The sequence below is a fragment of the Methanosphaera sp. genome, from assembly GCF_016282985.1.
In the GTDB taxonomy this organism is placed as follows: Archaea; Methanobacteriota; Methanobacteria; order Methanobacteriales; family Methanobacteriaceae; genus Methanosphaera.
In genome coordinates, this window is the sequence record NZ_JAEELZ010000144.1 from 1 (window position 1) to 14433 (window position 14433).

Sequence of the window (14433 nt, forward strand, 5' to 3'; positions counted from 1 at the left end):
ATTATACAATTCTGAAAAATTCGGGTAATGTAATCATGTATCATAAAGATAATGACTTAGTACTACTGGGAGAAGTTTTATGTACTTATGAAGAGTATATTCCATCAAGTTGGACTTATGTTGAGGATGGAAATATAAAAGCAAGTATTACTGGGAGAATAAAAATTGATGATGATGAAAAAACAATTTCAATATCCTCTATTAATCCTCCAAGTTCTCTTAAAGTAGGAGATTATGTTATTGGTCATATTACGGAAGTAAAACAGAATAAAGCACTAGTCACGATTAAGATGATAAAAGATAATCCTCGTGAAATAGTAACAGGTTATAAAGGTTTTATTCATATATCAAAGACTAATGAAGATTTTGTTTCTTCACTTCATGAATTATTTAAAATAGGCGATATTGTAGAAGCTAAAGTAGTAAACATATATGGCTCCGAATATATTGACTTAAGTACATCTGAAGAAGAAACTGGTGTAATAAAGGCAATGTGTGTAAATTGTCGTAAATTTATGAAAATGGATGAAAAGACTCATAAATTAATATGTGAATGTGGAAAAATAGATTCACGTAACATATCAAGTAATTATGGAGGTATTTAAACAATGAAATATTTAAGAAATGATGAAGAACATGTAGTATTGGAAATTACTGGTGAAAGTCACACAATTTGTAACATATTAAGAAAAAGATTAATGTCACAAGAGGAAGTAAGTGCAGCTGCATATGATATTACTCATCCTTTAATTGGACAACCAGAATTTGAAGTAGTTAGTTCAAATCCTCAACAATCATTAACCACTGCTGCAGAAACAGTTAAATCAGAAGCAAATGAATTTAAAGAAGCATTAACTGATGCTTTCAACGAATAAACATAATGATTTATTCTATTAACTATTTTTTAAAATTTTTTTAAAATTACATAAATTATTATTAATAAGACTGATTCTATGACAAAATATAAAAATCCTGCATTAACAGTAGATACTATAATTATAGAGGATAATAAAGTCATTCTAATTAAACGTCTTAACAACCCATTTAAAGACCATTGGGCAATACCTGGGGGGTTTGTGGAATATGGTGAAAAAGTTGAAGATGCAGCAGTTAGAGAAGCAAAAGAAGAAACAGGATTGGATATTGAATTAACTAAATTGGTAGGAGTATACTCTGATCCTGATAGGGATCCTAGAGGACATACTGTTACGGTGGCTTTTTTATCTAAAATAATAGGTGGAACACTTAAAAGTGATTCCGATGCAAAAGATGCAAAATTTATTGACATCAGTGAATTAAAAAATATGAAGTTAGCATTTGATCATAATGAAATTTTGAAAGATTCGGGAATATTATGATTAAATATATTTTATATTATTAACAAATAGTTATGTAAGAACAAAACAAATATTAAGGAGATAATGATTATAAATGGAATTTTGTCCAGACTGTGGAAAAGTACTATTTCCAAAAGATGGTAAGTTCTCATGTGATGCATGTGGATATGAAAAATTAGTAACTGAAGAATCTAAAAAACAATATGAAGTGTCAGAAAAAGTTGATAAAGAAGATACTATAATTGTTACAGATGGTAACGTGAAAACTTTACCGACAATAAAAGTTATTTGTCCAAAATGTTCCAATAAATTAGCATTTTGGTGGTTACAACAAACACGAAGTGCTGATGAATCTGAAACTCGATTTTTCAGATGCACGGAATGTGATTATACTTGGCGTGAATACGATTAATTTCTAATCGTATGAACTTTTTTTATTAATTTATTTTTAAATTTATTCTATAATAGTAAATTATTTATTATTAAAAAATTAAAATAATATCATTAATAAATTTTATTTTAATAATTTCGGTTAAGTGACTTGTCATGGCAGAAAAAAATAAAAAATCTAATACTTTTGATCAAAATGAGGTAGATCCTTTCGATGAACTAAATGTGTTTGATGAAGATTTTACAAGTATAGAGACCGAAAAAGACTTTTTTGATGAAATTGAACAATCTGATTTAGAAACTGTTCCTGAATATGATAGTACAAGTGGTAAAATCATAGAAGGTTCAGATTTGGCATCTCAATCTAATTCTAATACAGGTAATATTATTAATGAAAAGAACTCATTAATGGAAACTATTGATGAAGTTGATGTTAACAATATTAAAAATTCTGTAGAAGATACAAAAATTAAAACTAAAAAGGATGAAAATAAATTAGGTTTTCTATCTAAATTAAAACCATCTAAATCAGAATCTTCAAAGCCTTCAAAGCCTTCAAAACCATCAAAATCTAAAATAAATAAACCAGTTAAAAAATCAAAATCTAAGAAAACAATTGATGATGATACTAAAATAATTGACAACGTTAAAGTTGATAGCGATGGTGTTCCATTACTTAATCAATTTGATACGGAAAAAATTAAGGAATCTAATTTATTCCCAAAAATTAGAATTAGTAAAATATCCGTGTCTAAAATTATTATGATTGTTTTAGGTTTGATTGTTGCTCTTATAGGTATTTTCCAAGCAATGAATGATGTTGTTAGGGTTTCCGATCATGTTATGTATGGGGAACATGAATCTATAGCATTTGGTTTAATATTTTTAGGTATAATAATAATTATCTTAGCTTTCTACAAAGAACTTATGAATATGGTTGGTTTAAATAATTTATCTAATGTAATGGATGATATAGACGATTCTGATTCAGAAAAAGAACATAATAATAAGAAATAGAGATTATGTGAGTAATATATTTCTTAGATTAATAATTAAACTTCAACTACAAACTAATTTTAAATTTAACTGGTTTTATAGAACTTTTTTTTATATCAATATCTAAAGTTAATAAAATTTATTACCAACTTTTACTAAAACATTAATTATAATCAAAAAATTCATTTTTAAGGAGAGTATGGCATAGTGTTCAAACTAGTATTAAGTGACCCAAGCATTTTTAAAACAAGTTTTGATGCAATATCATCAATCGTTGACGAAGTACAAATAGAAGTAGATTCAGATGGACTTAGATTGAATGCAATTGATAGAAGTCATATCACATATGTTCATTTAGAATTAAAAGAATCTTTATTTGATATTTATGAATGTGATAAACCAATTAAATTAAATTTAGATACTGAAGAATTAATGAAAGTACTTAAAAGATCCAAATCCGATGATGTTATGGAATTGACTGTTGATGCAGGAAGTCTCATAATAACATTTGAAGGTGCAATTAAGAAAACATTCAAAGTAAAACTCATTGATTTGGAATATGATACACCAGCACAACCACAAATAGAATATCCTGTAAATATTTCAATACCTATCTCAACATTAAAAGAAGCTATTCAAGATATTGAAATAGTTGCAGACAGAGTATCATTCAATGTGGATGAAGATAATCTTACATTAGAAGCAGTTGGAGATTTTGCTGATGCAAAAGTTGAATATTTACACGGTGAAAAAATTTCTGAAACTGCAAAAGCAATTTATGCTATTGAAAATATTAAAGAAATGTTAAAAGCAGAAAAATTCGCTGATAAAACCTATGTTCAATTAGGGGATGACATGCCATTAACTTTAGTTTTAGAATTATTAAATGATGAAGGAGAATTATCATTTTTATTAGCTCCTAGAATAGAAGAAGAATAATGCTCTCTCTATTATCTTTTGTAATTATAGATTTAACTAATATAGGGGAAATATAATTGGATACTTTTTTTCAAAAATTAAGGGATATTCAGAAGAAAGAAAGAACTACAGGTACTTTATCTGAAATAGATGATTCTTTCTATAATGATGCTTCTAATTATCTTCAAGAATTGCTAAAAAGGGTTAACAATAATCCTCTATCATTAGAAGCATACCAATTACGTGATGCTCAAAGGATAACAACGGAAATTTGTGAAAGACGTGAGTTTAAAATCGTCAGTACAGCTGCGACAAATGTTCAAAAATCTCATGATATTTTTAAAGGACATAAAAATGACTCTGAATTATATGATGTAATACCTTATAACACCACTCCGGAAGAGGAAGAGTTTTATAGAAAAATTGTTGACATGATGGTAAGTCATCGTGAACATTTAATGGAAAAAATCATAATAAATAATCAATCTAATGAAACTAAAATCGGTTTTAAGCCTAAAAAGGAAATTAAAGAAGAAAAGATTGAAAAGAAAATTGATGAAGAAACAAAAGTTGAAGATGATGTTTCTTCTGTTGATGAAAAAACTCCCGAAACTAAAGAGAATGAAACAGAAATTGCAAGTCCTAAAAAATCATCAAAACCTAAACCTCCACTTCTTGATGAAAGTCAAATTGCGATGATGTTTGGTCAAGCACCTGATGATGTTTTATTGGATGAAAACAATAACCCAGTACAACCAGTAAAAAGAGATATATCTACACCTTTTAAGGGTCCTAAACCTCCTAAAGAGGATTCTGTAGTATTACAGAATATACCTGAAAAAGAGTCCGAAACTAAAAATGAGAATGAGTTGGAAGTTCAAAAAGACATTAATGAAACAACAATTGAGACAGATAATGAAGCAGTTGTGTTAAAAGATGTTGAATTAGTTGAATTCAAGCAAGAAATTATCACAGATATTCTTGATGAAAATGAAAAAACTTATGGTCCATTTTTGGTAGATGATATTGTTTTACTACCAAAATCTATTGTTGAAATATTGTGTAAAAATGATGTTATTAATATCATAGAATAATATTTCACATTACTTTTTTTTTAATACTAAATTATAAATATAGATGATTAACATAATATAATATAGATAAATTATTGATTGTTCTACATTTAACGAACAATTAGGATTAACTAGTTATACATAAAGCTAAAGTCATAGAATCAGTTATGTGGCTTTATATAAGCTTTTTAGTGTAAATAATACAATTATTTGTATTAATATTTTTAAAGAATAAATTTAAAGGAAATAATTTATTCAAATATTTTATCGAATTTTAAAGTATTATTACTTTAAACATCAATTAAATTGTACAATTTAATTTTATAAATAACGAGGTGAAAAGATGAAAATACCACGAGAAAGAAGGACTTACTGTCCAAAATGTAAAAAACACACAGTACACGAAGTACACACATCAAAAAGAAGAAAAGCAAGCGAATTAAAATGGGGTCAACGTCAGTTCAGACGTGTAACTGCTGGTTACAGAGGTTACCCAAGGCCATTACCATCAGGAAGTAAACCTGTTAAAAAATTAGACTTAAGATACAAATGTAAAGAATGTGGAAAAGCACACATTAAAGGTACAGGTTTCCGTGCAGGAAAAGTTGAATTCGTATCAAACTAATCTTAAAATAATTTATGGAGGAACTTTCAATGGCTAAACAACAAAGTAATTTTTTAAAAGTCAAATGTGGGGATTGTGAAAATCATCAAGTAATATTTGACCACGCAGCATCCACTGTAAAATGTGTCATCTGTGGTAAAACATTAGTTGAACCAAAAGGTGGACGTTCTAAAATTTATGCACAAATTGTAGAAGTATTAAACTACTAGATTAAATACAACAAGATTACTATTCCAGGTGATTATATGGTTAGAATGAACAAAGAATGGCCTGAAGAAGGTGATCTAATTGTTGGAACAGTTCATAAAGTATTAGGTTACGGTGCATTTGCAAAATTAGAAGAATATGAAGGAAAAGAAGCTTTTATTCACATTTCTGAAGTTTCTTCTGGTTGGGTAAAAAATATAAGAGATTATGTAAGAGAAAACCAAAAAATAGTAGCACGTGTACTTAGAGTAAATCCTAAAAAAGGTCATGTTGATGCTTCATTAAAACGTATTCGTGAAGATCAAAGGACTAGAAGAATTCAACAATGGAAAATAGAACAAAAAGCTGAAAAATTATTAGAAATATCCGCTAAATCTATAAATAAGACTTTAGATGAAGCATACGAAGAAGTTGGATATCTAATAATGGATGAATTCGGAGACTTATATGAAGGATTTGAGTTAGCTTCTGATGAGGGTGAAGAAGTTTTATTAGCAATAGATGTCGATGAACTATGGGCAAAAACTATAACTGATGTAGCTAAGAAAAATATTTCAACTCCAGAAGTGCAAATCACTGGTTATGTAGATATAACCTCATATAAACCAAATGGTGTAGAGATAATCATTGAAGCTTTAGAATCTATAGAATCAGAGAACGTTGAAGTTCAATGTGTGGGAGCACCTAAATACAGAGTGATGGTAACAGCACAAGATTACCCAACAGCTGAAAAAATATTAAGAGAATCAGCTGAAAAATGTATAGAAATGATTGAAGAAAATGATGGAGAAGGTAGTTTCCATCGTGAATTAGATGATTAATTTCATTTCTATAATTACTTTTTTTTAAATATTTTATTTATCAATTAACTAATTTTGAGGAATTTTATGGAAATTGAATCTATTAATCCAGAATATTATACTTTAGATGATTTTACTTTTATAAATGGAACAACCTTGGAAAATTTAACAGTTGAATATTTAACATTTGGAACTCCATCTTATGATGAGGAAGGTAATATTAACAATGCAATAATATATTTCCATGGAACAAGTGGAAATTATGCTTCAATTAAGAGAATTTCAGAGGCAGTTGGAAAAGGATTGCCATTTGATACAGATAAGTTTTTCTTTGTTTCATTGTCTACTCTTGGAACTCCTGGAACCAATAGTCCAAGTACCTCAAAACTATTTAATAAATATCCTGAGTATACAGTATTGGATATGGTAAATTTTAATAAAAAGTTTTTAAAACAGGCACTTAAAATTAAAAAACCTTTAGGTCTTATAGGTAATTCGATGGGAGGTTTTGAAGCATTAACATGGGCATCAAAATATCCTGATGATATTGAGTTTTTAATATCCTTGGTCAGTAGTTATAAGGTTGGGGGTCAAAATTACATTTTAGGTAAAGTAATGAACGATATCATTGAATCTGATCCTAATTTTAACAATCCGGATAAAGAACTTAAACGTTCTCTTAAATTATCAAGTAAAGCAATGTACTCTTTTGGATTATCCAGACAGTATTATATGGATTTGTCTAAAGAAGAGATAAATAACTTTATGGATGAATTTGCAGTTGAAGATTCTGAGGAAAATGTTTATGATGCTTATTATAGAAATAAAGCATCCATTAATTATGATTTATCAAATGAAGTTTCTAATATAACTGCCCGTACATTGATAATTGCAATATACGAAGATCAATATTTCCCTCCGGAGTTGGATGCAATTCCAATGAATGGATTAATTAATGATTCAAAACTGATTATTTATAATTCATATATTGGACATATTGGTTCAAGTCAGTTAAATAAAATTCAAGATGAACTTGCAGAATTCATGTCACAGTTTTAATGATATTTATTGTTTTAGACATATATTGCAAGTGTAACTTTAGTTAAAATAGTACAAATTTAAGTTAATAGTAGTTAAATATAATAATATGAAATTTCAGATGAAACGTTGCAACAAGTGTAAAGAGTACACATTACAAGAAATATGTCCTGATTGTAATGAAAAAACTGGAGTAATATTTCCAGCAAGATATTCTCCACAAGACAAATATGGAAAATATAGGAGAATCTTGAAAAAACAACAAGAACAAGGTGAGAAATAATATGGTAAGAGAAAATATAATTAAAGAAATTAAAGATTTTGACATAAAAGATCCAATAGTATTAGAAGGATTACCTGGTATAGGTTTTGTAGGTAAATTTGTAGTAGATCAGATAATTAAACAGGCAGAAGCAATAAAATTCGCTGAATTAAAATCAGATTATTTCCCACCACAAGTAACTATGAAAGAAAATGGTTTAATTGAACACATGAAAAATGAATTTTACTATTTAAAAGATTTTGGCGAAGATAAACATGATTTAATATTACTCACCGGAAATACTCAAGGTTCTGATTTTGAAGGACAAACAGAAATTTGTAAAGTATTAATTGATTATTTTGAAGATTTAGGTGCTAAAAAAATATTTACACTTGGTGGTTTAGGTACTGGTGAATTAGTAAAAGATAACAGAGTATTTGTTGCAGCAAATAATCAAGAATCACTTGATGAAGTAATTCAATTGAACAGCACTTCCATCAGAAAAGATGAAGGTGGAGCAATTATAGGAGCATCAGGATTATTATTATATTATGCAGAAGAAAGAGACATACCTGCCACTTGTTTAATGGGAGAAACACCCGGATTTTTTGTCGATGCCAGTGCAGCTAAAGCAGTTTTATTAGTACTGTTTGAATTATTAAAATTCACAATTCCACTTGATGAAATTGAAGAACAAATAGATTTAATCAATCAAAGAATTGAAGCATCTCAAAAAATACCACCTCATGTAATGGAACAGCAAGTTCAAAATCAAGACGATTTACAATACATAGGATAATTATTCTTCTCCCTTTTTTTACTATTTTTGTGATTATATGATAATTAATGCAGATTTACATGTACATAGTAAATATTCTATGGCAACATCTAAAAATATGAATCCTGAAACAATGGCTGTTGAGTCAATGAAAAAAGGATTAAATCTCATAGCCACCGGTGATGCTTTACATTCCAAATGGCTTGAGGAATTAGAAGATCAACTAACCCCTATGGATGATACGGGAATCTATAAAACCAATATTGAAGGAGTATCAACTAATTTTATTACTACAACAGAAGTAGAAGATAACGAAAGAATACATCATTTGCTTATTATACCATCATTGGAAGTGGCATGGCAGATGCGGGATGAATTCATTGTTAAAAATATGGATGCAGACGGCAGGCCTAAAATTAGAATGCATGCTTCAGAAATTATTGATATAGCAAAGGATTATGATTGTATTGTAGGACCTGCACATATATTTACACCATGGACAGGAATATTCAAAACTTACGATTCAATTGAGGAATGTTACGGTCAAAAAGTTGACTTTGTAGAATTGGGATTATCAAGTGATACAATTCTTGCAGATACAATTGAAGAGTTGCATGATTATCCATTTCTAACAAATTCAGATTCACATTCTCCATGGCCACATAGAATTGGAAGGGAATTTAATAAAATAGACTTAAGCGAGTTATCTTTTAAGGCAATAAAGAAAGCTATTGGATCTGACAAAATATTAGAAAATTATGGTATTAACCCCCGCATGGGAAAATATCATGAAACTGGCTGCATAAAGTGTTATAAGTTGTATGATATAAAAGATGCTCAGAATAATAATATGAAATGCAGTTGTGGAGGACAAATAAAAAAAGGTGTAAAATCTCGAATAGATGAATTATCTACACTTGCAGAAGGTAAACATCCAAAAAATAGACCACACTATCAATATGTTCTTCCTCTGGCAGAACTGTTAAGTACTGTTCATGACAAAGGTGTAACAACAAAATATGTCCAGACAAGGTATAATCAGTTGATAGAAGAGTTTTCAAACGAAATCGATGTATTGATTAACATACCTGTAGAAAAAATTGCAATTATTGATAAAAAATTAGCCAGTATCATTCAGGCTTACAGAACAAATAATCTGGATGTTATTCCTGGGCGGGGAGGACAGTACGGTACTGTAAACTATAAAGAAAGTGTTAATGAAGTTATATAATAACTTCTTCATATACTATGTCTAGTGCTTTTGGAATTGCTTCAGCAACACTATCAGATACTCCGTATTCAACAAATGGTGAAGATACTTTTTCTGGTTGACATGCAATAATAACTATTTCTACTTCTCCTAATTCATCTAAAGGATCTGCTACAGATACTGAATGTGGGTCTTGATATTTTCCTTGAGGTACATCTTCTTTACTTAATATTTTAATATCTCCAGGTTTTCCACCAAAGTCAGCTATATCCAGGATAATTATTTTTTTCCACATTGGATTTGGTAGGGAGAATATGTAATGAGGAGCACTTGTACCAGCATCAATAGTCATTGTATTTGGTGGTAAAGGTCTTTCTTCTAATTGTTCTTCAAGTTTGTTTATTGCTGCCGGTCCAAATCCATCATCTTTAAAAAGAACGTTTCCACATCCTATTACTAATACTTCTGCATCATATGCCATTTATTATCACCATTATTTATTAATATATTAATTTAAGTTGTTCATCATTTTTAATTATTTGTACTTGGTATGTAACAAGTAATCCTTTTTTTCTCTTCATTTTCATCTAAAGGTTCTTCAAGGCTGGAATGATACCATGCTAATTCATATTCATGATTTTCCGGATTTTCATACAATGCATAACCTTCATAATCATCTTTCATTAACATGATCCATCTATCTAATCCGAACGAAGTTTTGTAAATTTTACAAATGAATTCATTATTTTCAATATCACTACAAAAATAAGCAAAACAATTAGGTATATCAACTATTTCTTTACTCTTTAAATCAATATTTTTATATTCTGATAATAGTTCTTCAACCTCTCTGAGATTAAGTTTATAAAATTTTTTTCCATTAATCAAAATGTCAATAAAGATATTTTCATCTTTAATAATCATAAAATCACATAAAAATAAAATTAAAAAAAGGGAATGAAGGCTTAATTATTTTAAAGATTCCTTAACTTTATCAAAGAAGCCTTGTTTTACGTGTGAAATTTCTTCACCACTAACACTGGCAAATTCTTCCAGTATTTCTTTCTGTTTATCGGATAATTTTTTAGGAACAACTACGTGGGTTTTAACATATAAATTACCTTTACCTGACCAATTCACATGTTTAATACCTTCTCCTCGAAGTTTAAATGTTGTTCCACTTTGAGTACCGGCAGGTATTTTTACAGTTGCACTACTTCCATCAATAGTAGGAACTTCTACCTCTGAACCTAAACAGGCCTGTACATAACTAATCGGTAAATCATAGTATAAATGTTGGCCGTCACGCATGAATAAATCATGAGGTAACACTTTTATAGTAATATATAAATCACCAGGAGGAGCACCATTTATACCATCGTCACCTTCTCCTGAAACTCTGAGTTTACTGCCTGTTTCTACACCTGCAGGAATCGGGATTGAAATTTTATTGGTTGTAGGTGTTAGACCTCTGCCCTTACATTCTGAACATGGAGTTTCAATAATTTTACCTTCCCCATTACACTGTGGACATGCAGACACTGTAGAAAATTGTCCGAGAGGAGTATTTTGGACCTGACGAACCTGTCCTGAACCGTTACAGTTAGTACAGGTTTTTACGTCACTACCAGGTTCTGCTCTACTTCCATGACAATGAGGACAAGATTTTTGATGTCTGATGTCTAAATCTTTGGTAACACCACTGGCAACTTCTTCTAGGGTTACTTCGATGGTTTGCATAAGGTCTCTACCTGCATAGGCATTTCTAGGAGAGCCTCCAAATCCACCGCCGAACAAGTCTTCAAAAATACTTCCAAATCCACCTTGACTTCCACCAAAGGAGAAACCTCTAAATATATCTTCAAAGTTTATGTTGTTGAATATGTCTTCTTGACTAAATCCTTCCATACCGGCATGTCCAAATTGATCGTATCTTTGTCTTTTATCATCATCTGATAAAACACCGTAAGCTTCACTTAACTCTTTGAATTTTTCTTCGGCATCTGGATCATCTTTGTTTACATCTGGATGATATTTCATTGCAAGCTTTCTGTAAGCTTTTTTAATAGTTTTTTTGTCAGCGTTTTTGTCAACGCCTAAAACTTCATAATAGTCTCGTTTATCTGCCATTTCATTTCCCCTTTTAATTTAATATTCGATAAAAAAAAATTAGCTAAGGTTAATTTCCTTAACTAATCTGTCCCGTATCAAGTCATAGGGTTTAACTTAACAATTTATAATTAAGTAATATACTTGTATATTGTTTTGTAGCTAATTAGTATTTACTTATTTTTTTTCAAAGTCAACATCGATGGTGTCATCATCATCAGTTGGTTGTTGACCAGCATTGCCTGCAGCTTGTTCAGCTTCTTGTTGAGCTTGTGCTGCCTGTGCTGCTTGCTGATAAATTTCAGCCCCGATTTCTTGGATGGTTTTATCTAATTGTTCGGATTTTTCTTTAATTAAATCAATGTCATCTTTTTCTATAGCATCTTTAAGTTCAGCTTGTTGATCTTTAAGTAATTGTTGTTTGTCTTCAGATAATTGATCTTTAAGTTCTTCTAAAGTTTTATCAGTGGTGTATACTAAACTGTCAGCATTGTTTCTGATTTCAATTTCTTGTTGACGTTTTTTATCTTCTTCTGCATGAGCTTCTGCTTCTTTGACTTTTTGTTCAATTTCTTCATCGGATAATTTGTTACTTGAAGTGATTGTAATTTGTTGTTCTTTACCAGTACCTTTATCTTTTGCAGATACGTTAATAATACCGTTTGCATCTATGTCAAATGTAACTTCAATCTGTGGAGTTCCTCTAGGTGCTGATGGGATACCTACTAATTGGAATCTACCGAGGGTTGTGTTATCATTTGCCATTGGTCTTTCACCCTGTACAACGTGAATGTCTACACTGGTCTGACCATCTGCTGCAGTTGTGAATATTTGGCTTTTCTTGGTTGGGATTGTAGTGTTTCTTTCGATAAGTTTTGTTGCTACTCCACCCATAGTTTCAATTCCTAATGATAATGGGGTAACGTCTAATAATACTAAGTCATCGATTTCTCCAGCTAATACTCCACCTTGGATGGATGCTCCACTTGCTACACATTCCATTGGGTCAATTCCACGTTCTACTTTTTGACCGACATAGTCTTCCACATATTTTTGTATTACTGGCATTCTTGTAGGTCCACCTACTAAGATGATTTTATCAATGTCACCGTTTGACATTTTTGCATCGCTGATTGCCTGTTTGATAGGTGCTCCACATTTTTGTACAATAGGGTCTACAAGTTCTTCGAGTTTAGCTCTGGATAATGTCATGTTTAAGTGTAAAGGTCCTGCCTGTGTTGCTGTAATGAAAGGTAAGTTAATGTCTGTTGTTAATGTTGTTGATAATTCGATTTTTGCTTTTTCAGCTGCTTCTCTTAATCTTTGTGCTGCTTGGTCATCATTTAATAAATCAACACCATTTTCTTTTTTGAATTCTTCAGCTAAATATTTCATTAAAGCTGTATCCATGTCTGTTCCACCGAGGTTTGTGTCACCACTGGTTGATTTTACTTCGAAGATTCCGTCTCCGAATTCCATTATGGTTACGTCTAACGTTCCTCCACCAAGGTCGAATACTAAAATGTTTACGTCTTCTTCATCACTTTTATCTAATCCGTATGCTAAACTTGCAGCTGTAGGTTCGTTTACTAATCTTAATACTTCTAAACCTGCAATTTTACCTGCATCTTTGGTTGCTGTCCTTTGGTTGTCATCAAAGTATGCCGGTACGGTAATTACTGCTTTTTGTACAGGTTCTCCGAGGAATGCTTCTGCATCTTTTTTAATTTTTTGTAAGATTAATGCTGAAATTTCTTGAGGAGTGTAATCTTTTCCTTTAATGTTAACTTTGTAGTCAGATCCCATGTGTCTTTTGATTGCACTTATTGTGTTTTCAGGGTTTGTTACAGCTTGTCTTCTTGCAGGTTCTCCTACTAATACTTCTCCTTCATCTGTGAAAGCTACATAACTTGGGAATGATTTTCCGTATTGTGTTGCTCCTTCTGCACTAGGGATAATTGTTGGTTTTCCACCAATTAATGCAGCTGCTGCTGAGTTACTTGTACCTAAGTCTATTCCGATTACTTTTTCTTCTGCCATAAATATCACCTTTTATTCGTTTTTTTTTTAATTATTATATTATCGTAATTATTTTTTACATACTTTAACTTTAGAGTATCTAATAACTTTGGAATTTAATGTATAACCTTTTTGAAGATCTTGTATTATTTCATTGTTTTCATAATCTTCATTGTTTTCGGTCATTAGAGCTTCATGTTTATATGGGTCAAATTTTTGGTGTTCTGTTTCTATTTCTTCTACACCTTCATCTTCTAAGATTTTTGTCATTTTTTTGTATATTAATTCTACTCCTTCTCTTAGATTTTTATCTTCTTTGACTTCCAATGCTCTTTCTAAATCTTCATATGCCTCCAGCACTTTAAGTATTAAACCTTCATTGGCATACTTGACGAATTCTGACTTTTCTTTTTCAGATCGTTTTTTATAATTTTCGAAATCTGCTTGCATTCTTTGCATTTTGTCTTTGTATTGTGTAAGTGTTTCCGCTAGTTGTTTAATTGTGTCTTCACATGAATCTTCTTCAGGTTCTTCTGCTTCTTCTTCAATGATTTCTTCTTCTTTTTCATTGATTTCTTCTTCGTTGATTTCTTGTTCTTCCATATCTTCCTTTTCTATTTTTTTTTCATCTTTCATTTATTCACCCTTATTTTTTTACATATTTTACTTAT

The 14433-nt window shown here is 30.3% G+C and carries 19 protein-coding genes; 14 read left to right on the top strand and 5 right to left on the bottom strand.

The genetic code is table 11. The features are described 5' to 3' along the window. From QZZ11_RS08505 to QZZ11_RS08570, 14 genes are all read left to right on the top strand, one after another. Positions 1 to 605: exosome complex RNA-binding protein Csl4 (locus QZZ11_RS08505; RefSeq protein WP_292475312.1), on the top strand; the 605-nt coding region annotated here is incomplete at its 5' end. A gap of 3 nt (positions 606 to 608) precedes the next feature. Next, positions 609 to 875, top strand: coding sequence for a DNA-directed RNA polymerase subunit L (locus QZZ11_RS08510; protein ID WP_292475313.1), 267 nt, complete (start codon positions 609 to 611; stop codon positions 873 to 875). A 78-nt stretch (positions 876 to 953) separates the two neighbouring features. Next, the gene (locus QZZ11_RS08515) at positions 954 to 1358 is read left to right on the top strand and encodes an NUDIX hydrolase (RefSeq protein WP_292475314.1); all 405 of its coding nucleotides are present in this window, start codon (positions 954 to 956) and stop codon (positions 1356 to 1358) included. A 73-nt stretch (positions 1359 to 1431) separates the two neighbouring features. Further along, positions 1432 to 1749: a transcription factor S gene (locus QZZ11_RS08520; RefSeq protein WP_292475315.1), complete on the top strand. Its 318-nt coding sequence runs from the start codon at positions 1432 to 1434 to the stop codon at positions 1747 to 1749. Between the two features lie 134 nt (positions 1750 to 1883). After that, a complete protein-coding gene (locus QZZ11_RS08525) occupies positions 1884 to 2744 on the top strand; it encodes a hypothetical protein (protein ID WP_292475317.1) in 861 nt (286 codons plus the stop codon). Between the two features lie 186 nt (positions 2745 to 2930). Next, positions 2931 to 3662, top strand: a complete 732-nt coding sequence (gene pcn / locus QZZ11_RS08530) for a proliferating cell nuclear antigen (pcna) (RefSeq protein ID WP_292475318.1) — start codon at positions 2931 to 2933, stop codon at positions 3660 to 3662. A gap of 56 nt (positions 3663 to 3718) precedes the next feature. Continuing rightward, positions 3719 to 4735 carry a hypothetical protein gene (locus QZZ11_RS08535; protein WP_292475320.1) on the top strand — a complete coding sequence of 339 codons (1017 nt, stop codon included), beginning with the start codon at positions 3719 to 3721 and terminating at the stop codon, positions 4733 to 4735. Between the two features lie 322 nt (positions 4736 to 5057). Next, the gene (locus QZZ11_RS08540; RefSeq protein ID WP_292475321.1) at positions 5058 to 5339 is read left to right on the top strand and encodes a 50S ribosomal protein L44e; all 282 of its coding nucleotides are present in this window, start codon (positions 5058 to 5060) and stop codon (positions 5337 to 5339) included. Between the two features lie 29 nt (positions 5340 to 5368). Further along, positions 5369 to 5548, top strand: coding sequence for a 30S ribosomal protein S27e (locus QZZ11_RS08545; RefSeq protein WP_292475323.1), 180 nt, complete (start codon positions 5369 to 5371; stop codon positions 5546 to 5548). A gap of 36 nt (positions 5549 to 5584) precedes the next feature. Next, positions 5585 to 6367: a translation initiation factor IF-2 subunit alpha gene (locus QZZ11_RS08550; protein ID WP_292475324.1), complete on the top strand. Its 783-nt coding sequence runs from the start codon at positions 5585 to 5587 to the stop codon at positions 6365 to 6367. 66 nt (positions 6368 to 6433) lie between these two features. Beyond that, on the top strand, positions 6434 to 7405 hold the full coding sequence (locus tag QZZ11_RS08555; protein ID WP_292475326.1) for an alpha/beta fold hydrolase: 972 nt from the start codon (positions 6434 to 6436) through the stop codon (positions 7403 to 7405). Between the two features lie 88 nt (positions 7406 to 7493). Next, on the top strand, positions 7494 to 7667 hold the full coding sequence (locus QZZ11_RS08560; protein ID WP_292475327.1) for an RNA-protein complex protein Nop10: 174 nt from the start codon (positions 7494 to 7496) through the stop codon (positions 7665 to 7667). A 1-nt stretch (position 7668) separates the two neighbouring features. Then, positions 7669 to 8445 carry a proteasome assembly chaperone family protein gene (locus tag QZZ11_RS08565; RefSeq protein ID WP_292475330.1) on the top strand — a complete coding sequence of 259 codons (777 nt, stop codon included), beginning with the start codon at positions 7669 to 7671 and terminating at the stop codon, positions 8443 to 8445. A gap of 37 nt (positions 8446 to 8482) precedes the next feature. Next, positions 8483 to 9655, top strand: coding sequence for a TIGR00375 family protein (locus QZZ11_RS08570; protein WP_292475332.1), 1173 nt, complete (start codon positions 8483 to 8485; stop codon positions 9653 to 9655). On the opposite strand, the gene frhD is transcribed toward QZZ11_RS08570, so the two are convergent. The 5 genes from frhD to grpE form a co-directional block, all read right to left on the bottom strand. Next, a complete protein-coding gene (gene frhD, locus QZZ11_RS08575; RefSeq protein WP_292475334.1) occupies positions 9648 to 10115 on the bottom strand; it encodes a coenzyme F420-reducing hydrogenase, FrhD protein in 468 nt (155 codons plus the stop codon). The two genes, QZZ11_RS08570 and frhD, sit on opposite strands and share 8 nt — an antisense overlap. Before the next feature lie 50 nt (positions 10116 to 10165). Beyond that, positions 10166 to 10558 carry a hypothetical protein gene (locus tag QZZ11_RS08580; protein ID WP_292475335.1) on the bottom strand — a complete coding sequence of 131 codons (393 nt, stop codon included), beginning with the start codon at positions 10556 to 10558 and terminating at the stop codon, positions 10166 to 10168. A gap of 45 nt (positions 10559 to 10603) precedes the next feature. Continuing rightward, on the bottom strand, positions 10604 to 11764 hold the full coding sequence (gene dnaJ, locus QZZ11_RS08585; protein ID WP_292475337.1) for a molecular chaperone DnaJ: 1161 nt from the start codon (positions 11762 to 11764) through the stop codon (positions 10604 to 10606). A gap of 156 nt (positions 11765 to 11920) precedes the next feature. Next, positions 11921 to 13783 carry a molecular chaperone DnaK gene (gene dnaK, locus QZZ11_RS08590; RefSeq protein ID WP_292475339.1) on the bottom strand — a complete coding sequence of 621 codons (1863 nt, stop codon included), beginning with the start codon at positions 13781 to 13783 and terminating at the stop codon, positions 11921 to 11923. Positions 13784 to 13831: 48 nt separating this feature from the next. Beyond that, on the bottom strand, positions 13832 to 14398 hold the full coding sequence (gene grpE / locus QZZ11_RS08595; RefSeq protein WP_292475342.1) for a nucleotide exchange factor GrpE: 567 nt from the start codon (positions 14396 to 14398) through the stop codon (positions 13832 to 13834). Between the last annotated feature and the right edge of the window lie 35 nt (positions 14399 to 14433).

Bases quoted from the DNA above. Each gene is read 5' to 3' on its own strand.
- QZZ11_RS08570 (WP_292475332.1), top strand. From the start codon at position 8,483: ATGATAATTAATGCAGATTTACATGTACATAGTAAATATTCTATGGCA.
- dnaJ (WP_292475337.1), bottom strand. From the start codon at position 11,764: ATGGCAGATAAACGAGACTATTATGAAGTTTTAGGCGTTGACAAAAAC.
- QZZ11_RS08510 (WP_292475313.1), top strand. From the start codon at position 609: ATGAAATATTTAAGAAATGATGAAGAACATGTAGTATTGGAAATTACT.
- QZZ11_RS08525 (WP_292475317.1), top strand. From the start codon at position 1,884: ATGGCAGAAAAAAATAAAAAATCTAATACTTTTGATCAAAATGAGGTA.
- QZZ11_RS08520 (WP_292475315.1), top strand. From the start codon at position 1,432: ATGGAATTTTGTCCAGACTGTGGAAAAGTACTATTTCCAAAAGATGGT.
- QZZ11_RS08565 (WP_292475330.1), top strand. From the start codon at position 7,669: ATGGTAAGAGAAAATATAATTAAAGAAATTAAAGATTTTGACATAAAA.
- QZZ11_RS08540 (WP_292475321.1), top strand. From the start codon at position 5,058: ATGAAAATACCACGAGAAAGAAGGACTTACTGTCCAAAATGTAAAAAA.
- QZZ11_RS08555 (WP_292475326.1), top strand. From the start codon at position 6,434: ATGGAAATTGAATCTATTAATCCAGAATATTATACTTTAGATGATTTT.
- QZZ11_RS08550 (WP_292475324.1), top strand. From the start codon at position 5,585: ATGGTTAGAATGAACAAAGAATGGCCTGAAGAAGGTGATCTAATTGTT.
- QZZ11_RS08515 (WP_292475314.1), top strand. From the start codon at position 954: ATGACAAAATATAAAAATCCTGCATTAACAGTAGATACTATAATTATA.
- QZZ11_RS08580 (WP_292475335.1), bottom strand. From the start codon at position 10,558: ATGATTATTAAAGATGAAAATATCTTTATTGACATTTTGATTAATGGA.
- QZZ11_RS08545 (WP_292475323.1), top strand. From the start codon at position 5,369: ATGGCTAAACAACAAAGTAATTTTTTAAAAGTCAAATGTGGGGATTGT.
- grpE (WP_292475342.1), bottom strand. From the start codon at position 14,398: ATGAAAGATGAAAAAAAAATAGAAAAGGAAGATATGGAAGAACAAGAA.
- QZZ11_RS08560 (WP_292475327.1), top strand. From the start codon at position 7,494: ATGAAATTTCAGATGAAACGTTGCAACAAGTGTAAAGAGTACACATTA.
- dnaK (WP_292475339.1), bottom strand. From the start codon at position 13,783: ATGGCAGAAGAAAAAGTAATCGGAATAGACTTAGGTACAAGTAACTCA.
- frhD (WP_292475334.1), bottom strand. From the start codon at position 10,115: ATGGCATATGATGCAGAAGTATTAGTAATAGGATGTGGAAACGTTCTT.